The following is a 20,469-nucleotide window of genomic DNA, read 5'->3' as shown; positions in this document are numbered from 1 at the left end:
TCCAGAACCTTTCACTGAGAGATATTCCATGCCCGTGAACCTGTCCGCCCCCGATCCCGCCGCCTTGTTCGCGGTGCCCGGCGTCCGCATCGGCGTGGCCGAAGCCGGCGTGCGCAAGGCCAATCGCAAGGACCTGACGGTCGTGCTGATCGATGAAGGCTCGGCGGTCGGCGGCGTGTTCACGCAGAACCGCTTCTGCGCGGCACCGGTGCAGGTCTGCCGCGACCACCTGGCACTGAACTACGGCATTCGCGCGATGGTCATCAACACCGGCAACGCGAACGCGGGCACGGGCGAAGACGGGCTGATGCGCACGCGCTCCACCTGCATTGCGCTGGCGCGCAAGCTGGAAATCGCGCCCGAGCAGATCCTTCCGTTCTCGACCGGCGTGATCATGGAGCCGCTGCCCGTGGACCGCATCGAAGCCGGCCTTCCGGCCGCGCTGGCCGACGCGTCGGCCGACCATTGGGCCCGTGCCGCCGAAGGCATCATGACCACCGACACGATCCCGAAGGCGTTCAGCCAGCGGGCGCAGGTCGGCGGCGCCACCGTCACCATTACCGGCATCAGCAAGGGCGCCGGCATGATCCGCCCGAACATGGCGACCATGCTGGGCTTCATGGCCACCGACGCGAAGATCGACCCGTCGCTGATCCAGCCGCTGGCCAGGCTGCTGGCCGATGCCTCTTTCAACCGCGTGACCATTGACGGCGACACCTCGACCAACGATTCGTTCGTGGTCATCGCGACGCAGAAGGCGGTGCACGCCACCATCACCTCGCTCGACTCGGCCGACGGCCAGGCACTCGTGGCGGCCATGCAGGACGTGGCGCGCCAGCTGGCGCAAGCCATCGTGCGCGACGGCGAAGGCGCGACCAAGTTCATCACCATCCAGGTCGAAGGCGGCCGCGACGGCGCCGAGTGCAAGCAGGTGGCGTATGCCGTGGCGCATTCGCCGCTGGTCAAGACCGCGTTCTTCGCCAGCGACCCGAACCTGGGCCGTATCCTGGCGGCTGTCGGCTATGCGGGCATTGCCGACCTCGACCAGACCGGCATCGACCTGTTCCTCGACGACGTGCACGTGGCCGTCAAGGGCGGCCGTAATCCGTCGTACCGCGAGGAAGACGGCCAGCGCGTGATGAAGCAGAGCGAGATCACGGTGCGCATCGGCCTCGGCCGCGGCAACGCGAGCGAAACCGTGTGGACCTGCGACCTGAGCCACGACTACGTGACCATCAACGCCGACTACCGGTCATGAACGAGCAGTTCCAGAAGCTGATCGAGCGCGCCGAACAGCTCATTACCCGCATCGAATCGATCCTGCCGCAGCCGCTGGCGGCGCCCGCCGACTGGAATGCGTCGATTGCCTGGCGCTACCGCCGCCGCAATTCGGGCCACGGCGTGCTGGAGCCCGTCAAGCACGTGGCCACGATGGCGCTCGATTCGCTGAAGGAAATCGACGTCCAGAAAGAAAAGATCGAGCGCAACACGCGCCAGTTCGTCGAAGGCAAGCCGGCCAACAATGTGCTGCTGACCGGCGCGCGCGGCACGGGCAAGTCGTCGCTGATCCGTGCCTGCCTGCAGGCCTATGCGCCGCAGGGGCTGCGCCTGATCGAAGTCGACAAGGCCGAGCTGACCGACCTGCCGGACATCGTCGAAGTGGTCTCGCAGCGCCCCGAGAAGTTCATCGTCTTCAGCGACGACCTGAGCTTCGACGAAGGCGAGCCGGGCTACAAGGCGCTCAAGTCGATTCTCGATGGCTCGATTGCCGCGTCGACGCCCAACGTGCTGATCTACGCGACCAGCAACCGGCGCCACCTGCTGCCCGAGTACATGAAGGACAACCTCACGTACAAGCACACGGACGATGGCGAGGTGCATCCCGGCGAGGTGATCGAGGAAAAGATTTCGCTGTCGGAGCGCTTCGGCCTCTGGGTGAGCTTCTATCCCTTCAGCCAGAACGAATACCTGGCGATCGTGGGCCAATGGCTCTCGTCGTTCGGCGTCGATGCTGCCGCCATCGCGGCGGCACGGCCCGAGGCGCTGGTCTGGGCGCTGGAGCGCGGTTCGCGCAGCGGCCGCGTGGCCTACCAGTTTGCGCGCGACTACGCAGGGCGGGCCACGGCATGAGTGGTGTGGGCGAGCCGCAGGCATCGCAGCAGGGCCGCAAGCACACCGAGGTTGCCGTTGGCGTGTTGATCCGTCCGGGCGACGACGCGCTGCTGCTCTCGACCCGGCCCGAAGGCAAGGCCTACGCGGGCTACTGGGAATTTCCCGGCGGCAAGATCGAAGCCGGTGAAACCGTCGAGCAGGCCCTGCGGCGCGAGCTGCAGGAAGAGCTCGGCATCACCATCGGAAACGCCGAGGTCTGGAAGATCACCGAGCACGACTATCCCCATGCGCTGGTGCGCCTGCACTGGTGCAAGGTGACGGCCTGGACCGGCGAGTTCGAGATGCGCGAAGGCCAGGCCATGGCGTGGCAGCAACTGCCGCTCGACGTGGCGCCGGTGCTGCCTGGCGCGCTGCCCGTGCTGGAGTGGCTGGTGCAGGAGCGTGGCCTGCCGGCGTCGGCGGCGCAGGCCGTTTCAACGCTCGCATAGTGGCCCGCGGTAAGACGCCGCAGGCCCGCCCCCTTGAAGAGACATGCATCCCAAGTACCGCGCTGACATAGACGGCCTGCGTGCGGTCGCCGTCGCGTCGGTGGTGATCTATCACGCCTTCCCGGGGCTGCTGCCCGGCGGGTTCATCGGCGTCGACATCTTCTTCGTGATCTCGGGCTTCCTGATCACGACGATCATTCTGCAGAGCCATGCGGCGGGCGACTTCAGCTACCGCGACTTCTATGCACGGCGCATCCGACGGATTTTTCCGGCGCTGATGCTGGTGCTGGCGGCCACGCTGGCCTTCGGCTGGCATGTGCTGCTGAGCAAGGAGTTCGTCGAGCTTGGCAAGCAGGTGGCGGGCGGTGCGGCCTTCATCGCCAATTTCGTTTTCTGGAGCGAAGCGGGCTACTTCGACACGGCATCCGAGGTGAAGCCGCTGCTGCACCTGTGGTCGCTGGGCATCGAGGAGCAGTTTTACATTTTCTGGCCGCTGCTGCTCGGCATCGCGTGGCGCAGGCGCTGGCCGATCGTGCGGGTGCTGTGGGCGCTGGCGGCGGTTTCCTTTCTCGTCAATGTGCTGACGATCCATCCATTTCGCACGGCGGCTTTCTACTCGCCGATCTCGCGGTTCTGGGAACTGATGGCGGGGGCGATCCTGGCGGCGATGCGGCTGGCGCCTGTGGCGACGACTGCAACGACTGCACTCAAGCCCTGGCGTGGCCATGTGCAGTCGGTGCTGGGCGTGGGCCTCATTGCGCTGGGCCTGGTTGCGATCCGCAGCGACAAGGCATTCCCCGGCTGGTGGGCATTGCTGCCCGTGCTCGGGGCGGCGAGCTGCATCGCCGCGGGTCCGGCCGGGGTGCTGAACAAATACCTGCTGTCGAACCGCGCGATGGTGTGGCTGGGCCTCATCAGCTACCCGCTGTACCTGTGGCACTGGCCGTTGCTGGCATTCGCGCGCATCGTCGAGGGTGCGGAGCCGCCGCTCGGCGTGCGCGTGGCGATGGTGGTGGCGAGCGTGGCGCTGGCGTGGCTGACCTACCGGTATGTGGAGCGTTTCGTGCGGGAGCGCTCGGGGGCGGGCACGCTGCGGCTGCTGTGGCAAAGCGGTGTCGTGGTCATCGTGGCGGGCCTGGTCGTGCTGGCGGGTGCCCCGCCGCGCAACAACAGCGAACTGCTGCAGAAGGTGGCCGATGCCGAATCGGACCGTGTCTTCTACGAGAACTTCGCGTTGGACGACCTGGGTTCGTTTCCGGTGCGCCGCTACGGCACCGGCGACCGCAAGGTGCTGCTGATCGGCGACAGCCACGTCATGCAATACGCGCCGCGCGCCGAAGAGCTTGCCCGTTCCGCGCCCGACCGGATGGCCACGGCCTACTTTGCGACCTTCTATGCCTGCCCGCCGATTCCCGGCGTGGTGGCCAATGCCATTCCCGAATGCGGCCAGGGGCGCGAGAAAGTGCTGCAGCAGGCGCTCGATCCGAAGTTCGATGCCGTGGTGATCGGCGGATGCTGGAACTGCTACTTCACGGGCAACCTGCCGCTGACCTACGAGTTCCGCACCGGGGCGGCGGCGTATCCGTTGAACAATGGCGGGCCCGGCATTTCTCCGGCGCTGGACATGCTGGAGGCCGTGCTCAAGAGCCTGGCCGGGAGCGGCAAGAAGGTCTACCTGCTGCTGGACAACCCGACGGGCACGCAATTTGCGCCCAAGCGCCTGATCGAGGGGAGCCGGCTGGGCACGCCGTCCGTGTCCGCAACGCGAACGGCTGCTTTGTCGCAGGACGAGGCCAACCTTGATGCGCGGTTGCGGCGCATCGCGGCGTCGAGTGGCGTGGAGGTCATCGATGTCACGGCCCACCTGTGCAAGGACGGCCAGTGCCTGAGGTCCATGCCGGATGGCACCCCGGTCTACACGGACGACCAGCATCTGCGGGCCGGCTACACCCGGCATTTCGCGAACTATCTCGACCCGATCTTCCTTGGCGACCGCAAGGAAGCCGCGCCGCGCTGAGCGGCTGGCACAGGCCCGGACAACGCACCGATGCACCCCAAATACCGCCCCGACATCGATGGCCTGCGCGCCGTGGCCGTGGCGTCGGTCCTGGCGTATCACGCGTTTCCCGATGCGCTGCCTGGCGGCTTCATCGGCGTCGACATCTTCTTCGTGATCTCGGGCTTCCTGATCACGACGATCATTCTGCAAAGCCACGCGGCGGGCGATTTCAGCTACCGCGACTTCTATGCGCGACGCATCCGGCGCATTTTTCCGGCGCTGACGCTGGTGCTGGCGACTGCGCTGGCACTGGGCTGGTATGTGCTGTTGCCAAGGGAGTTTTCCGAACTCGGCAAGCAGGCCGCGGGCGGCATGGCCTTCGTGGCCAACTTCATCTTCTGGGGCGAGTCCGGCTACTTCGACACGGTGGCCGAGACCAAGCCGCTGCTGCACCTTTGGTCGCTGGGCATCGAGGAGCAGTTCTACATTTTCTGGCCGCTGCTGCTGGGGTTCGCGTGGCGGCTTCGCTGGCCGATCGTGCGGATGCTCTGGGTGCTGGCGGCCCTGTCGTTCATCGCCAATGTGTTGATGGTGCATCCGTACCGCGAGGCCGCCTTCTATTCGCCGGGCTCGCGTTTCTGGGAACTGATGGTGGGCGGCATCCTGGCCTGCATGCGGCTGAAGCCGGTGCAGCCTTCGGCCTGGCGCAGCCATGCGCAGTCGGTGCTGGGCGTGGGGCTGATCGTGTACGGGCTGGTGGAGATACGCGCCTACAAGGCGTTTCCGGGCTGGTGGGCGCTGCTGCCGACGCTGGGTGCGGTGAGCTGCATTGCCGCGGGGCCGAACGGCTTGCTCAACCGGTATCTGCTGTCGAACCGCGTGATGGTGTGGATCGGGCTCATCAGCTATCCGTTGTACCTGTGGCACTGGCCGCTGCTGGTGTATGCGCGCATCGTCGAAGAGGGCACGCCCTCGGCGGGTGTGCGTGCGGCCGCTGTGGCGGCGAGCGTGGTGCTGGCCTGGGCCACCTACCGTTTTGTCGAGCGCTACACCCGGGCGCGCACCAGCGTCGGCATGCTGCGGGCGTTGCTGGGCGGCGGTGTCCTGATCGTGCTGGTGGGGTTGCTGGCCTTCGGCGGCATGCCGCCGCGCAATGGCTCGGACACGCTTCGCATGGTGTCGGACGCCGCGGCCGACGACGGCTACTACGACGACGTGCCGCGCGAAAAATGGGGCTCGCGCTTCGTGAATCGCGTGGGCAACGGGAGCGGCAAGGTGCTGCTGATCGGCGACAGCCACGTGCAGCAGTACGGGCCGCGCGCCGCTGAGCTGGCACGCACGTCGCCCGAGCGGATGGCCACGGCCTACTTCTCGACCTATGGCGCCTGCCCGCCCATTCCGGGGCTGGTGGCCGAAGGCAATCCGGGCTGCGAAAAGCAGCGCGACCGGATGCTCGAGATGGCGCGCGACCCACGCATCGACACGGTGGTGGTCGGGGCGTGCTGGAACTGCTACTTCACCGGGAATTTCCCGCTGGACTTCGAGTTCCGCGATGGCGTTTCGGCCTATGCGGTGAACAACGGCGGCCCCGGCATCGACCGCTCGCTGGATGCGCTTCAGGCATTGCTGGCGGACCTTGTGAATCGCAAGAAGAAGGTCTACCTGCTGCTGGACAACCCGAGCGGCCCGGCCTTCGAGCCGCTGCGGCTGCTGGAGGGCAACCGCCTGGGCACGATGACGGCCACGCGAAGCACGCCGACGGCGCCGTTGCCGCCCGCGGAGGCGCAGCTCAACGAACGGCTGCGGCGCATCGCCGAGGCCAGCGGCGCGGAAGCGGTCGACGTGATTGCCCAGCTGTGCAAGGCGGGGGAGTGTCTGCGGGCCATGCCCGATGGCAATCCGATCTACAAGGACAAGGAGCACCTGCGGCCGTACTACACGCGGCAGAACGCGGGCTATGTGGACCGGATGTTCCTTGGGGATGGCCGCGGCGGGCCGTCACCGGTCGGCAATCGATAGGCCGCACGACGGCGAGGCCGGCTTTCGTCGCTACTGGCAGCCGGCTATTGGCTCTCGGCTATTGGATCTTTGGATCGCCGAAAGGCTCTTCGTCGGGCGGCGCTTCGGCCGGCATGCGGAATTCCTCGCTCGCCCAGGCGCCGAGGTCGATGCCCTTGCAGCGCGCGCTGCAGAAGGGCCGGTAGGGGTTGCTGGCAGCGTAGACGCTGTCGCCGCGGCACGCGGGACAACGGACGATGCGCTCGCCGATGTCGTTCAACTTGCTCATGCGCAGAGGGTCAGTTCGAAAGGTGCGTCTTCGGTGCTCTGGTGCAGCCGGTCGTCGGCCTCGTGCCGCATCAGGCGCACCGACACCATCAGGCGGTTGCCGCTGATTTCAGGCACCAGTCCGAGCTTGGGGTCGATGCGCAGGCGCAGCAACTGGAAGCTGCGGCCCTGCGGCAGGTTCTGCTGGAACTGGCCATGGCTGGCGATCACCTTGTAGGGCACATCGGCATCGCGCAGCAGCTTGAGCAGCAGGTAGATCGACGAGGCCAGCGGCGACAGCGTGTTGGACCAGCGCTCGAGGTCCGCGCGGCGGCTGGGCGCGGCGCGGTGCTGCCAGGCGAAGTAGGCGGGAAGGTCGAACTCGCAGGTGCCGCCCGGAATGCCGGCGCGGCTGCGGATGCTCATGAGCCACTCGTTTTCGGTCAGGGCCTGGCCGGCCTTGCCCGACACGCCGTTCAGCGCGGTGAAGTTGCGCTCGAGCTGGCTCACGACCTGGTCGAGCACGGCTTCGGCAATGGCCGGGTTGCCGCGGTAGCTGTTGAAGACGTTCTTGTGCTTGTCGAGGTCGCGCAGCACGTCGGCCTTGAGGTCGGCGCGCGCGGCGACGTCCATGATCTCGAAGATCGTGATCAGGGCGTAGTGATGGGAGAGCGGCGATTCCGAGGGCACCAGTTCGCCCAGGCGGCGAAACAGGTGCTCCAGCCTCAAGTAGGTCCGGATGCGCTCGTTGAAGGGGTATTCGTAGAGGATCACGGGCGGGTTCCTGTCGTCGAATCGAATGATCTCACGGGTGGCGCGAGGGCGGTTCGGGCAGTTTCTTGCGGACTTCGTTCAGCATCAACTCACCCAGCTCGAGCTGTCCGTGCATCGAGAGGTGAGTATCGTTCGGAAAATAGAAGTCGCGGGTCAGCGCATGCCGCGTCTCGGCCCAACCGAACAGGTCGGGGCCGAGGCCGGTGTTCCGGTAAGCGGTAACGAAATCCTTCGAATGGTTGTGCTCGATGTAGACCGTGGTCTTGTTGGGGATCACCATCCACAGCATGGGCGTGCGGCGAGCGGCGGCGAAGGCCTTCATGCTCTCGACGTCGCGTGGGGTCAGCTCGCGGTGCGTGACGTCTTCGGCAAGGAAGAGCGCCTTGTCGCACAGCCGGTGGCTGAAGAACTTGCAGCCGTCGGGCACCACGCGAACCATCGCGTCGTTGTTGTAGACGGTATCGCCGGGCGTCTTGATGGCGCGGCGGGTGTTCCAGTAGGTGATGGGCCCCTGCGTGATGGGCGCGCCCCAGTTGAGTTCGAAACCGGGAACATCTTCCAGCGGAGGCACGTAGGGATCGGCCTTGGTCATGAAAGGCCGTGTCATGGTGGCGCATTTGGCGCCCACGTCCAGCCGCTCGCCCAGGTACCGCTCGACGCTTTCGACAATGATCAGCTTGCCGCGAAAACCGCTGCGTTCGAGCCAGTCGTCGAAGTCGCTGCAGATGGCCTCGACGCCGAATTGCGGCCAGTAGGTGGTGGTGATGCGGTAGCCGGCCTTGGTCAGTACCGACTGCCAGCGGTGCGTCATGGAGAAGCTGTCACCGATCAGGACGATGTCGGCCTGGTCCAGCGGAACGCCCTTCAGGTTCTTGGGGTCGACCTTCGGCGGTGGCTTGAGCCAGCCGAACTGATGGTCCGACAGGCGGCCGATGCGGGTGAGGTCGCCATAGGAAATGGGCGTCAACAGCGTGATGGCCAGCATCGTGCTGAGGACCGCGAAACCTGCCGCGAAAATCTGAAGCCAGAGCTTCGCCGGCGTCTTGAGGCGTGCCATCTTAGAACTGGAAGTAAAGGAACGGGCTGTAGCTGCCGAGCCGCGAAATGCAGAAGCCCAGGAGGACCACCGTGAAGATCGCCATCAGGGCGGTCGAGGCCCACGCCAGGCGAGCGCGGCCGGCGAGCATCTGAACCCGCGGCACCCAGCGCTCGAGCGTGATGGTCGGCGGAAATGCCAGGCAGATGACGAGTGCGACCAGCATGGTCTGGAAGAACTTCGGCTTGCGGTACGGGATGGCGCTGCCCAGTTCGCTGAATGCCGAAACCGGTGCGCCATGCATGCCGAGCATGCCCTTGTAGATGGCGATGGCGGCCTGCATGCTTTCGGCGCGGAAGACGATCCAGGCCACGACGACGCACAGGAAGGTAAGCAGCCAGCCCAGGAACTTTGCAAGGCGGCCGGGCGAGGCGTGGCGCCGCACCTTGGCGTTCCACAGATGGTTGATCATCAGGAACATGCCGTGCAGGGCGCCCCAGATCACGTAGGTCCAGGCGGCGCCGTGCCACAGGCCGCCCAGCAGCATGGTGAGAAAGAGGTTCAGGTAGCGCCGTGCCGGGCCCTTGCGGTTGCCGCCGAGCGGCACGTAGAGGTAGTCGCGCAGGAAGGTCGACAGCGAGATGTGCCAGCGGCGCCAGAATTCGATGATGCTGGTCGATTTGTAGGGCGAGCGGAAATTCAGCGGCAACTGCACGCCCAGGCACATGGACAGGCCGACGGCCATGTCGGAGTAGCCCGAGAAGTCGAAGTAGATCTGCAGCGTGTAGGCCAGCGCTCCGAACCACGCGGTGTACAGCGTGGGGTTGTGGCCCTGGTGCACGCCGTTGAACATCATGTCGGCGTACTGCCCCATCGGATCGGCGATGAGCAGCTTCTTGGCAAGGCCGAATGTGAAGATCGCGATGCCGAGCGCCAGCTTGTCGGGGCTGATCTTGTAGGTCGCCGGGTTGGCGAACTGCGGCATCATTTGCGCGTGATGCAGCACCGGCCCCGCGATCAGGTGCGGGAAGTAGGTCACGAACAACACGTAGTGAATGAAGCTGCGCTCGTGCACCTTGCCTTGCCAGCAATCGACCAGGAAGGCGATCTGGGTGAAGGTATAGAACGAGATGCCGATCGGCAGCACGATGTGCAGCATCGGAATCTGCGAGAGGCCCGCCGCGGCAAGCCCGTCGTTCACGTTGGCAACGAAGAAGTTGGCGTACTTGAACACCGCCAGCACCGCCAGATTGACCACCAGGGCAATCACCAGCAGGGTCTTGCGTTGCCTGTCGTCGCGTCCCGGCGCGGGGGACAGCCGCAGGCCGAACCAGTAGTTGACGCAGATGGAGGCCAGCAGCAGCGGCAGGGCCTTGACGCTCCACCAGCCGTAGAAGAACAGCGAAGCCAGCGCGAGGAACCCGGCGGCAGCCCGGGCATTGCGCTTGCCGATCAAAAAGAACCCGATCAGGACCAGCGGGAAGTAGACAAAAATGAAGGGGTACGAGTTGAACAGCATCTCGGGGAGGGCGCTTCAGCGAGCGCCTTTTTGTCGTAGTCGTTGTGCCGCCGCGAGGGAGGCTGGTCTCGGATTATCGCGTGCTGGCCGCGGACCAGTGCTTCCAGAGACCCCGCACGGCAGTGTCTAGTTCCGCCAGCGTCAACGACTCATTGAAAATGACGGCATCGGCGGCGGCCCTGCGTGCCTTGCGCGGGGCCTGCTGGGCGATCACGGCCCGGACTGCTTCGGGTGTCCATCCCGAGCGTGCAACAACACGTTTCAGCTGGGTGTCTTCGGTGGCGTCGACCACCAGCACCCGGTCCACGATGGCGCGCCAGCGGCCGGATTCGACCAGCAGCGGAACGTCGAAGACAACGATGGCATCGTTGCCCGCCGCCGTGGCCTGGCGCTGTGTTTCGGCGCCGATCAGCGGGTGCAGGATGGATTCGAGGCGAGTCTTGGCGCCCGCATCGGCGAAGACGATCTGGCGCATGGCTGCCCGGTCCATGCCGCCGTCCGGGGTGATGACGCCGGGGCCGAACGCGGTCTCGATGGCCGGCATGGCAATGCCGCCTGGCTGTGCAATGGCGCGTGCGATGGCGTCCGTGTCGACCAGCACGGCGCCTTGGGCGACCAGCAAGGCGGCGACGGTGCTCTTGCCGCTGCCGATGCCGCCCGTCAGGCCGATGCGCCGGACCATGCCCCGTGTCAATGGACCAGCGCGCCGAGCGGGAACGCGAACGGAATCCATTGCCTCACGACATCGGGGCCCGCGACCAGGCACACGAGGCCCGCGCCGGCCAGGAAGGGGCCGAAGGCGATGGGGATGTCCTTGTGCGCGAGCTTGCCGGCAAAGCGCAGCGTCAGGCCGATCACGGCGCCCACCAGCGAAGAGACGAGGATGATCGCGATGAGGTAGTCGGCGCCGAGCCATGCGCCCAGCGCGGCGAGCAGCTTGAAATCTCCATAGCCCATGCCTTCCTTGCCCGTGACCAGGCGAAAGCCATGGTACACAAGCCAGAGGCTGAGGTAGCCGAACACCGCGCCCCAGACGGATGCGCTCAGCGTGACGCCGGTCCAGCCCATGGCGGCACCGATGAGGCCGAGCCAGAGCAGGGGATAGTTGAGCGAGTCGGGCAGGAACTGGGTGTCGAAATCGATCAGGAACTGGCAGATCAGCAGTGCTCCGAAAGCCGCCCACAGCGCCGCGGTGGGCGTGAGGCCGAAGCGGTAGGCGCACAGGGCGAACAGGCCGCCGGTGAGCAGTTCGACCAGCGGATAGCGTGGGCTGATCGTGGTCTTGCAGGACGCGCATCGGCCGCGCAGCAGCAGGTAGCTGAGCACGGGGATGTTCTGGTACCAGCGGATCTGGTGGCCGCAGGCCCCGCAGCGCGACGCGGGGCGTGTGAGGTCGAAGGGGGGTAAGGCTTCGATGGCCGTTGCAGCCTTGTCGGCTGCTGCTTCCAGCCCCTCGGGTGGCGTGGCCTTCGGACCGAATACCAGTGACCACAGCGAAGGGGCGTCCTTCGACGGCATGAGGTTCGCGACGGCATCGGCCAGCCAGTCGCGGTACATCATGACTGGCACGCGGTAGATCACCACGTTCAGGAAGCTGCCGATCAATAGCCCCAGCACACCGGCGAAAGCGGTGTCGAATTCCCGCGAAACCAGCATCAAACGACCTGGCCGAGCTTGAAGATGGGCAGGTACATCGACACCACGATGCCACCGATGATCGTGCCGAGGAACACGATGATGATGGGCTCCATCAGGCTCGACAGGCCCGCCACCATGTCGTCGACCTCGGACTCGTAGAAGTCGGCCGCCTTGCCCAGCATGTGGTCGATGGAGCCGGATTCTTCGCCGATGGACGTCATCTGGATCACCATTGAAGGGAACAGGTTGGCGTTGGTCATGGCCGTGGTGAGGCTGGTGCCGGTCGACACTTCCTGCTGGATCTTGGCGGTGGCATCGCCGTAGACGGTATTGCCCGACGCGCCGCCCACCGAGTCGAGGGCTTCGACCAGCGGCACGCCGGCTGCGAACATGGTGGCGAGGGTTCGGGTCCAGCGGGCAACACAGGATTTCTCGATCAGGGTGCCGAAGATCGGAACGCGCAATAGCAAGCGATCCATGGCCCTTTGCACGCGTTCATTGCGTCTCCAGGCTTGTAGGAAGAAGTAGATGCCGCCACCGATGCCACCGAAGATCAGCCACCAGTAGGAGACGAAAAACTCGCTGACGGCCATCACGAACAGCGTCGGGGCCGGCAGGTCTGCGCCGAATGACGTGAATACTTCCTTGAAGGCCGGGATCACGAAAATCATGATGATGGCCACTACCACGAAAGCAACGACCACCACCGACGTCGGATACATCAGTGCCGATTTGATCTTGGACTTGATCGCCTCGGTTTTCTCCATGTACGTGGCCAAACGGTCGAGCAACTCTTCAAGAATACCAGCCGCTTCACCAGCTTCCACCAGGTTGCAATAGAGGTTGTCGAAGTACTTCGGAAACTTGCGAAAGGCGGCCGACAAGGAGGTGCCGGTTTCCACGTCGCTGCGGATGTCGTTGAGGAGCTTGGCCACGCTGGGATTGGCATTGCCGCGCCCGACGATGTCGAAGGACTGCATCAAGGGCACGCCAGCCTTCATCATGGTCGCCAACTGGCGCGTGAAGATCGCGATGTCCTTGGGCTTGATGGCCTTGCCCGAGCGCATGCGGCGCTTCTTGATCTTCGAGGCGAGCACGCCCTGGCGGCGCAATGCGGCCTGCACCTGGTTTTCGCCGGCGGCCCGAAGTTCGCCCCGGACCAGCTTGCCATTGCGGTCCTTGCCTTCCCACTCGAAGACAAATTCCTTGTGGGTGACTTTGGCGCGGGAGGTTGCCACTGTTGCCATTCGATCTCCGGTTTTCAGTGTTCGTTATTCGTTGGTGCACGCCACCACTTCTTCAAGCGAAGTGAGGCCCTGCATGACTTTGGCGAGACCCGACTGGCGCAGCGAGCGCACGCCTTCGGCTTCGGACTGCTGCGCAATGTCGAGTGCGCTGCCATCGCGCAGGATGATTTCCTGGATGGCTTCGCTGATCGGCATCACTTGGTAGATGCCGACACGTCCCTTGTAGCCGCCGCTGCATGCCGAGCACCCCACGGGGCGGTAAGGCTTCCACGTGCCGTCCAGGTCTGTTTCCTTGAAGCCCGCCTCGAGCAATGCCTCGCGTGGAATATCGGCTGGCACGCGGCATACCGTGCAAAGCCGGCGTGCAAGACGCTGAGCGGTGATGAGGATCACGCTCGACGCGATGTTGAAGGGCGCAATGCCCATGTTGCGCATCCGCGTGAGCGTGGTGGGTGCGTCGTTGGTGTGCAGCGTCGAAAGCACCAGGTGGCCCGTTTGCGCCGCCTTGATCGAGATGTCCGCGGTTTCGAGGTCGCGAATTTCGCCGACCATGATGATGTCGGGATCCTGGCGCAGGAACGCGCGCAACGCGGTGGCGAAGGTGAGGCCGGCGCGTTCGTTCACATTGACCTGGTTGACGCCAGGCAGGTTGATTTCGGACGGGTCTTCCGCCGTCGCGATGTTGACGCCTGGCTGGTTCAGGAGATTCAGGCAGGTGTAGAGCGACACCGTCTTGCCCGAGCCCGTGGGGCCGGTGACGAGCACCATGCCGTAAGGTCGGCCGATGGCATGCAGGAGCCGCTCTTTCTCGACCGCGTCGTAGCCGAGCGCGTCGATGCCCAGGCGTGCGCTGCTCGGGTCAAGAATACGGACCACGATCTTTTCGCCGAACAGCGTGGGCAAGGTGCTCACGCGAAAGTCGATCACGCGGTCCGGGCCGATCTTGAGCTTCATCCGACCGTCTTGCGGCACGCGCTTTTCGGAGATGTCGAGGCGGGAAATGACCTTGATCCGCGAAGCCAGCTTGTCCTTGATGACCGTCGGCGGGCTGGCGATTTCGCGCAACTCGCCATCGACGCGAAAACGCACGCGGTACTGGTGCTCGTAGGGCTCGAAGTGAATGTCCGAGGCCCGCATGCCCACGGCGTCGAGCAGCATCTTGTGGAGAAAGCGAACGACGGGCGCATCTTCGACTTCGGCGACGGCCTGCTCGCTGGTTTCGCCCGAGGTGTCGGCGGTGACGTCGTCGAACTCGAACTCGCCGCTGCCAACGATGTTGTTGATGGTCTCCGCCGCGCTCACCGCGGCGGCTTCGATCATTCGCGAGAGCTTGTCGTATTCGGCGATGACCCAGTCCACGCCCATCTGGGAGGCGAACTTGATCTTTTCTGCTGCCTGCTGGTCCGATGGATCGGCTGTTGCAACAATCAGACGGTTGTTGCGCTTGCTGAGAACGACGATGCGGTACGCATGGCACAGCTTCGGATCGAGCAGGTCCTTGGGCAGCCGCTGATGGTCGATGGCATCCAGGTCGAGCAGCGGGGCGCCGAAGGCGGTCGAAAGGGTGTGGGCGAGATCGGCAGCCGAGACGGCGCCAGTGCCGGTCAATTCCGCAATGAAGCTGGTGCGTCCGCTCAGCGACTTCTGATAGATGTCTTCGGCGATCTTGGCGGGCAATTTGCCGGCTGAGACCAGGGCGCGCGCAAGCCCGGGTAGGGCAATCTGCGTAGGTTCTTTAACAGGAAGTTCGGCAGCGGCCATTCAGCGAATGCAAGAGATGTGAAAAAGTGCTTCACGATCATCGCTGAACACCCCTGTGCTGTAAATCGCTACACAGCAACAGGCGTGGGCATTTATTTGTTCCAGCCAAAGCTGGTCGGGGTGAGAGGATTCGAACCTCCGGCCTCTACGTCCCGAACGTAGCGCTCTACCAGGCTAAGCTACACCCCGATTGGTTGCAAGAAAAAAGAAATCGTCCTAGATGCCAACTCAGAGAGGTGTTCAGGCACGTCGCTCAAGCAACTGAGCCGCCAATTGTAGCAAACCGGAAGCGTGCGAATTGGACGGAAAGCCACTCAATGCATGAATTGCGCGTTGAGCTTCGGCGGCCGCCGCGGCCCGGGAGGCATCCAATGCCCCGGTTTCGCGAACAATTTCAACGACTTTCCCCAGCTGCGCTGTGTCGCCGGCCTCGATGGCCGCGCGCACCAGCGCACTTTGAGTGGGTGTGCCGCGCTGCATGGCGAAGATCAGTGGCAGGGTGGTCTTGCCTTCGCGCAGGTCGTCGCCCACGTTTTTTCCCGTTTCAAGGGCGTCGCCTGCGTAGTCGAGCACGTCGTCGATCACCTGGAAGGCGGTGCCGAGTGCCTGGCCGTAGGTGGCGCAGGCCTCCTCGACCTCGGGCGTCGCGCCTGCGAGCACTGCTGCGAGCCGCGTGCTGGCTTCAAAGAGCTTGGCTGTTTTCGAGCGGATGACGCGCAGGTACGCCGCTTCGTCCAGCGAGGCGTCGTGCATGTTCATCAGCTGGAGCACTTCACCTTCCGCGATCACGTTGGTCGCTTCCGCCAGGATCTGCATGATGCGCATGTTGTTCGCATCCAACATCATCTGGAAGGCGCGCGAGTACAGGAAGTCTCCGACCAGAACGCTGGCCGGATTGCCGAATGATTCATTCGCGGTCGCGCGCCCGCGCCGCAACGTCGATTCGTCGACCACGTCGTCGTGCAACAGGGTGGCCGTATGAATGAACTCCACCACGGCGGCCAGGTTGAAGCGTTGTTCGCCCGTGTAGCCCAGCGCGCCGGACATCAGCAGCAAAAGCGCGGGCCGCAGGCGCTTGCCGCCGGCGGAGATGATGTATTTGGAAACCTGGCTGACCAGCGGCACGCCTGTATCGAGGCGGCGGGCAATCACACGGTCGACTTCGACCATGTCGCCGGCAATCAGGTCCAGCACGGTGGCGGTGGGGGAGGTGTCGGCGGCGGGAACTGGCAAAGCGGAGGCGCGGGGCGCTGCTGAGGATGAGGGCGACCCGAGGGGTCGGAAGGCGCAAATTATAGGGAGCCGTCACCGCTTGCTGCAGTCGGGGCGGGCCAGTGCTGGCTGGCTCAGGCAAAGCGCGCTATAATCTTGGGCTCTGCGGAATTCGCTGCGGAGACTCATTTCTAAGAGGTTTACATGTACGCGGTCATAAAAACCGGCGGCAAGCAGTATCGCGTTGCTTCCGGCGAAAAAATTAAAGTAGAACAGATTGCTGCGGACGTAGGCCAGGAAATCGTGATCGACCAGGTTCTGGCCGTCGGAAACGGCGCTGAAATCAAGGTTGGCACGCCCCTGGTGTCCGGCGCAACGGTGACAGTCACGGTACTGTCGCACGGCAAGCACGACAAGGTGCACATCTTCAAGATGCGCCGTCGCAAGCACTATCAGAAACGTCAAGGCCATCGCCAGCAGTTCACCGAACTGCAAATCGGCGCGATCGCCGGCTAAGGAGCACATTCCATGGCACAGAAAAAAGGCGGCGGCTCAACGCGAAACGGGCGCGATTCCAAGCCCAAGATGCTCGGCGTGAAGGCCTTCGGCGGCGAACTGATCAGCGCAGGCTCGATCATCGTGCGCCAGCGCGGCACCCAGTTCCACCCCGGCCTGAACGTCGGCGTGGGCAAGGACCACACGCTCTTCGCCCTGGTCGACGGCCACGTGTCGTTCGGTCACAAGGGTGCGCTGAACAAGCACATGGTCAACGTGACGCCCGCGGCGTAAGCCCCGAAGCTCACTTCGACCTTTCCGAGGCCCCGCTTTGCCGGGGCTTCTTCATTTGTAAACTGGACATCCCATGAAGTTCGTCGACGAAGCCTTCATCGACATCGCCGCCGGCGATGGCGGCAACGGCTGCGTGTCGTTCCGTCATGAGAAGTACAAGGAGTTCGGCGGCCCCAACGGCGGCGACGGCGGCCGCGGTGGCCACGTCTTCGCGGTAGCCGACTCGAATCTCAATACGCTGGTGGACTTTCGCTACTCGCGCCGGCACGAAGCCAAGCGCGGCGAGCACGGCATGGGCTCCGACATGTTCGGGGCCGCGGGCGCGGACATCACGCTCAGGATGCCGGTCGGCACCATCATCACCGACGCCGAAACCGGCGAGGTGCTGTACGAATTGCTGACGGAAGGCGAAGTCGTCACCATCGCCAAGGGCGGTGACGGCGGCTTCGGCAACATGCGCTTCAAGAGCGCCATCAACCGCGCACCGCGCCAGAAAACCCCTGGCTGGCCGGGCGACAAGAAGAGCCTCAAGCTCGAACTCAAGGTGCTGGCCGACGTCGGCCTGCTGGGCATGCCCAATGCGGGCAAGTCGACCCTGATCAGCGCGATCTCGAATGCGCGCCCCCGCATCGCTGACTACCCCTTCACCACGCTGCACCCCAACCTGGGTGTGGTGCGCGTCGGTCCGGAGCAGAGCTTCGTGGTCGCCGACCTGCCCGGCCTGATCGAGGGCGCGTCCGAAGGCGCGGGCCTCGGCCACCTGTTCCTGCGCCACCTGCAGCGCACGCGCCTGTTGCTGCACGTGGTCGACATGGCACCGTTCGACGATGCCGTCGACCCCGTTGCCCAGGCCAAAGCCATCGTGGGCGAGCTGAAGAAATACGATGCCGCGCTCTACGAAAAGCCGCGCTGGCTGGTGCTGAACAAGCTCGACATGGTGCCTGGCGACGAGCGCGCCGCACTGGTCAAGGACTTCGTCAAGCGCCTGCGCTTCAAGGGGCCGGTGTTCGAAATCTCGGCGCTGACCCGCGAAGGCTGCGAGCACCTCGTCCAGGCCGTCTACCAGCAGGTCAAGGCGCAGCAGGTGGCCGAGCAGGAGCCTGCCGAAATCGATCCGCGCTTCGTGGAGCTCCCGCCCGAGCGTCCCTGATTCGCCCTGGCCGGGCACCGCCTTCCGATGCTATTGAATAGATAGCAAAATACGCAGTATTCACGCCCGTTGCAGCCACACATGACCTCGAACTCTGGATCCACTGCCTTGCGGGATGCCCGCCGTATCGTCGTCAAGGTGGGCTCCAGCCTTGTGACCAACGAGGGCCGGGGCCTGGACGAGGGCGCCATCGGCGAGTGGTGCCGGCAACTGGCGGAACTGGTGCGCGATGGCCGCGAGGTCGTGATGGTGTCCAGCGGCGCAATTGCCGAGGGCATGAAGCGCCTCGGCTGGCGCACCCGGCCGCACGAAATTCACGAGTTGCAGGCCGCCGCGGCCGTCGGACAGATGGGCCTTGCCCAGATGTACGAGACCAAGCTGCGCGAGAACCAGATAGGCAGTGCCCAGGTGTTGCTGACCCATGCCGACCTGGCCGACCGAGAGCGCTACCTCAATGCGCGCTCGACCCTCGTCACGCTGCTGCGCCTGGGCGTCGTGCCGGTCATCAACGAGAACGACACGGTCGTCAACGACGAGATCAAGTTCGGCGACAACGACACGCTGGGCGCACTCGTGGCCAACCTCGTCGAAGCCGATGCGCTCGTCATCCTGACCGACCAGAAGGGCCTGTACACCGCCGATCCACGCAAAGACCCCGACGCCAAATTCGTGCACGAAGCCGCCGCGGGCGACCCGGCGCTCGAAGCCATGGCGGGCGGCGCGGGTTCCAGCATCGGCCGCGGCGGCATGATCACCAAGATTCTTGCGGCCAAGCGCGCGGCAGGATCGGGAGCCTCCACCGTCATCGCCTGGGGCCGCGAATCCGATGCCCTGCTGCGCCTTTCGCGCGGCGAAGCCATAGGAACGTTATTGGTCGCACAGACCGCCAAGCACCAGGCGCGCAAGCGCTGGATGGCCGATCACCTGCAACTGCGAGGTGCGGTCGTGGTCGATGCGGGTGCCGCGGCCAAGGTGCGCGCCGAAGGCAAGAGCCTGCTGCCGATCGGCATGACCAGCGTGTCGGGTGAGTTTTCGCGCGGCGACGTCATTGCCGTGAGGGACGTCGATGGCGTCGAGCTCGCGCGCGGCCTGGCCAACTACTCGAGCGTGGAGGCGCGCCTGCTGTGCCGCAAGCCGTCGGTCGAATTCGAGCGCCTCCTGGGCTACGCGGCGGAGCCGGAGATGGTGCACCGCGACAACATGGTGCTGATGCCCAATTGAAAAAACGGGGCCCAGGGCCCCGTCGGTTCATTGCACTTCGCGAACCGGATTCTGGATGTTCCTGAGCATCTCTCCCACCGAAGCGCGCGGCGCGTTGCCGCGGCACAAGCCCTGTTCCGACAGCGCCTTGGTATAGCGCGAGTTCAGGTCGTAGAAGCGTTTCCACTCCGGCTTTTCCACGTCCTGCCATGCGCCGCCACTGTAGCGGGCGTAGGTCTTGGCTTCCGACGTCGAGCATCGCACGCCTTCATAGAAGGCATTCACGGCACCACCGTTCTTGTTGCTGGCCACTACCACATAGCGCACGATCCCTTCCGGGGTAATGGCGATGGTTTGCGGGTCCACGCCGAACGTCAGCGACATGTAGGGCGGCATGGCGATGGGCACCAGCCGCTTCTCCTCGAACTTCGGTGCAGGCGGTGCAGCGGATTCTTCCCACTCCCTGTCGGCCTCGGATCGCTTGGGCGGTGGCGGCATGCCGGACTGCGCCCAGTCGGGGTTGTCGGTGTCGTGCTTGCCCGAAGCGCACCCGGCGAGGACGGCGAAGCAGGCAAGAAGCAGTGCGCGCTCAGCGCGGCGCATGGAAAGGCCCCGTCGGGGGAGAAGGGGCGTCGTTCGCAAGTTTGGCATTGGGATCCGGGTCGAAGCTCGCGCCCGGAGGCAGCTCGAAATTGGGTTCATGGCCTGGCGCACCGGGGTGGCGCTCGAACTCTCGGGCGCGCACGTTGCTGCGCAGGAAGCGATTACGAAAATCCTGCCGTGGCAGGTAGCGAGCAAGCTCGGTCAGCGCCATCTCGTAGACGCCGCGTTTGAACTCGACCACAACGTCGAGAGGCACCCAGTAGTCGTGCCAGCGCCATGCGTCGAATTCGGGATGGTCGGTGGCGCGCAGGTTGAGATCCCAGTCGTGGCCGGTGAGTTGCAGCAAATACCAGATTTGTTTCTGGCCCTTGTAGTGGCCCCGTGCGTCACGGCGGATGAACCGATCCGGCACCTCGTAGCGCAACCAGTCGCGGGTACGGGCCACGATGCGCACATGCTCCGGATGGAGCCCCACTTCCTCATGCAGTTCCCGAAACATGGCTTGCTCGGGACTCTCGCCGCGATCGATGCCGCCTTGCGGGAACTGCCAGGAATGTGTGCGTATGCGTTTGCCCCAGAAAACCTGGTTTCTCTGGTTGAGCAGGATGATGCCGACGTTGGGCCTGAAGCCGTCCCGGTCGAGCATAATCAAACCCCAATTTTTGAACTGAGTCGA

The 20,469-nt window shown here is 64.7% G+C and carries 20 protein-coding genes and 1 tRNA gene; 9 read left to right on the top strand and 12 right to left on the bottom strand.

Features of this window, described 5'->3' with window-relative positions; all coding sequences use genetic code 11:
* Window positions 1–28 precede the first annotated feature (28 nt).
* From argJ to DBV14_RS01445, 5 genes are read left to right on the top strand one after another with little or no spacing between them, the layout of a single operon-like run.
* A complete protein-coding gene (gene argJ, locus DBV14_RS01465; RefSeq protein ID WP_124457419.1) occupies window positions 29–1,258 on the top strand; it encodes a bifunctional glutamate N-acetyltransferase/amino-acid acetyltransferase ArgJ in 1,230 nt (409 codons plus the stop codon).
* Complete coding sequence (locus DBV14_RS01460) at window positions 1,255–2,130, top strand: ATP-binding protein (protein WP_124457418.1); 876 nt, start codon at window positions 1,255–1,257, stop codon at window positions 2,128–2,130. Before argJ ends, DBV14_RS01460 begins: the two co-directional genes overlap by 4 nt.
* Window positions 2,127–2,600: a (deoxy)nucleoside triphosphate pyrophosphohydrolase gene (locus DBV14_RS01455; protein WP_124457417.1), complete on the top strand. Its 474-nt coding sequence runs from the start codon at window positions 2,127–2,129 to the stop codon at window positions 2,598–2,600. Before DBV14_RS01460 ends, DBV14_RS01455 begins: the two co-directional genes overlap by 4 nt.
* A 43-nt stretch (window positions 2,601–2,643) precedes the next feature.
* Window positions 2,644–4,617, top strand: a complete 1,974-nt coding sequence (locus tag DBV14_RS01450) for an acyltransferase family protein (protein ID WP_124457416.1) — start codon at window positions 2,644–2,646, stop codon at window positions 4,615–4,617.
* Window positions 4,618–4,647: 30 nt separating this feature from the next.
* A complete protein-coding gene (locus DBV14_RS01445; RefSeq protein WP_124457415.1) occupies window positions 4,648–6,618 on the top strand; it encodes an acyltransferase family protein in 1,971 nt (656 codons plus the stop codon).
* 58 nt (window positions 6,619–6,676) lie between these two features.
* Here DBV14_RS01445 and DBV14_RS01440 read toward each other — a convergent pair whose 3' ends face one another.
* The 10 genes from DBV14_RS01440 to DBV14_RS01395 all read right to left on the bottom strand — a co-directional run bounded on the left by DBV14_RS01440 (window position 6,677) and on the right by DBV14_RS01395 (window position 16,072).
* The gene (locus DBV14_RS01440) at window positions 6,677–6,886 is read right to left on the bottom strand and encodes a DNA gyrase inhibitor YacG (protein WP_124457414.1); all 210 of its coding nucleotides are present in this window, start codon (window positions 6,884–6,886) and stop codon (window positions 6,677–6,679) included.
* Window positions 6,883–7,638, bottom strand: a complete 756-nt coding sequence (gene zapD, locus DBV14_RS01435) for a cell division protein ZapD (RefSeq protein ID WP_124457413.1) — start codon at window positions 7,636–7,638, stop codon at window positions 6,883–6,885. Before zapD ends, DBV14_RS01440 begins: the two co-directional genes overlap by 4 nt.
* A 31-nt stretch (window positions 7,639–7,669) precedes the next feature.
* A complete protein-coding gene (locus DBV14_RS01430; RefSeq protein ID WP_124457412.1) occupies window positions 7,670–8,695 on the bottom strand; it encodes a hypothetical protein in 1,026 nt (341 codons plus the stop codon).
* 1 nt (window position 8,696) lies between these two features.
* The gene (locus tag DBV14_RS01425) at window positions 8,697–10,193 is read right to left on the bottom strand and encodes an MBOAT family protein (protein WP_124457411.1); all 1,497 of its coding nucleotides are present in this window, start codon (window positions 10,191–10,193) and stop codon (window positions 8,697–8,699) included.
* A gap of 73 nt (window positions 10,194–10,266) precedes the next feature.
* The gene (gene coaE / locus DBV14_RS01420; protein WP_124457410.1) at window positions 10,267–10,875 is read right to left on the bottom strand and encodes a dephospho-CoA kinase; all 609 of its coding nucleotides are present in this window, start codon (window positions 10,873–10,875) and stop codon (window positions 10,267–10,269) included.
* A gap of 8 nt (window positions 10,876–10,883) precedes the next feature.
* Window positions 10,884–11,849, bottom strand: a complete 966-nt coding sequence (locus tag DBV14_RS01415; protein ID WP_124457409.1) for an A24 family peptidase — start codon at window positions 11,847–11,849, stop codon at window positions 10,884–10,886.
* Window positions 11,849–13,078: a type II secretion system F family protein gene (locus tag DBV14_RS01410; protein ID WP_124457408.1), complete on the bottom strand. Its 1,230-nt coding sequence runs from the start codon at window positions 13,076–13,078 to the stop codon at window positions 11,849–11,851. The genes DBV14_RS01415 and DBV14_RS01410 overlap by 1 nt, the downstream gene beginning before the upstream one ends.
* 24 nt (window positions 13,079–13,102) lie before the next feature.
* Entirely contained in the window at window positions 13,103–14,839 is a 1,737-nt protein-coding gene (gene pilB, locus DBV14_RS01405; RefSeq protein WP_124457407.1) for a type IV-A pilus assembly ATPase PilB, read from the bottom strand.
* 112 nt (window positions 14,840–14,951) lie between these two features.
* Window positions 14,952–15,028 (bottom strand) — tRNA-Pro (locus tag DBV14_RS01400).
* A gap of 51 nt (window positions 15,029–15,079) precedes the next feature.
* Window positions 15,080–16,072: a polyprenyl synthetase family protein gene (locus tag DBV14_RS01395; protein WP_124457406.1), complete on the bottom strand. Its 993-nt coding sequence runs from the start codon at window positions 16,070–16,072 to the stop codon at window positions 15,080–15,082.
* Window positions 16,073–16,255: 183 nt separating this feature from the next.
* Between DBV14_RS01395 and rplU the strand changes: the two genes are divergently transcribed.
* From rplU to proB, 4 genes are all read left to right on the top strand, one after another.
* A complete protein-coding gene (gene rplU / locus DBV14_RS01390; RefSeq protein WP_007833243.1) occupies window positions 16,256–16,567 on the top strand; it encodes a 50S ribosomal protein L21 in 312 nt (103 codons plus the stop codon).
* Between the two features lie 12 nt (window positions 16,568–16,579).
* On the top strand, window positions 16,580–16,840 hold the full coding sequence (gene rpmA, locus DBV14_RS01385) for a 50S ribosomal protein L27 (RefSeq protein ID WP_124457405.1): 261 nt from the start codon (window positions 16,580–16,582) through the stop codon (window positions 16,838–16,840).
* A gap of 73 nt (window positions 16,841–16,913) precedes the next feature.
* On the top strand, window positions 16,914–17,990 hold the full coding sequence (gene cgtA, locus DBV14_RS01380; protein ID WP_124457404.1) for an Obg family GTPase CgtA: 1,077 nt from the start codon (window positions 16,914–16,916) through the stop codon (window positions 17,988–17,990).
* A gap of 81 nt (window positions 17,991–18,071) precedes the next feature.
* On the top strand, window positions 18,072–19,211 hold the full coding sequence (gene proB, locus DBV14_RS01375) for a glutamate 5-kinase (protein ID WP_124457403.1): 1,140 nt from the start codon (window positions 18,072–18,074) through the stop codon (window positions 19,209–19,211).
* A gap of 27 nt (window positions 19,212–19,238) precedes the next feature.
* Here proB and DBV14_RS01370 read toward each other — a convergent pair whose 3' ends face one another.
* Window positions 19,239–19,793 carry a CNP1-like family protein gene (locus tag DBV14_RS01370; RefSeq protein WP_124457402.1) on the bottom strand — a complete coding sequence of 185 codons (555 nt, stop codon included), beginning with the start codon at window positions 19,791–19,793 and terminating at the stop codon, window positions 19,239–19,241.
* A complete protein-coding gene (locus DBV14_RS01365) occupies window positions 19,780–20,439 on the bottom strand; it encodes an RNA pyrophosphohydrolase (protein WP_124457428.1) in 660 nt (219 codons plus the stop codon). The genes DBV14_RS01370 and DBV14_RS01365 overlap by 14 nt, the downstream gene beginning before the upstream one ends.
* Window positions 20,440–20,469 lie beyond the last annotated feature (30 nt).

Source organism: Variovorax sp. KBW07, from assembly GCF_003852515.1.
Lineage (GTDB): Bacteria > Pseudomonadota > Gammaproteobacteria > Burkholderiales > Burkholderiaceae_C > Variovorax.
Note: the sequence above shows the minus strand (reverse complement) of the source record. Positions and strands in the feature narration are given on the sequence as shown.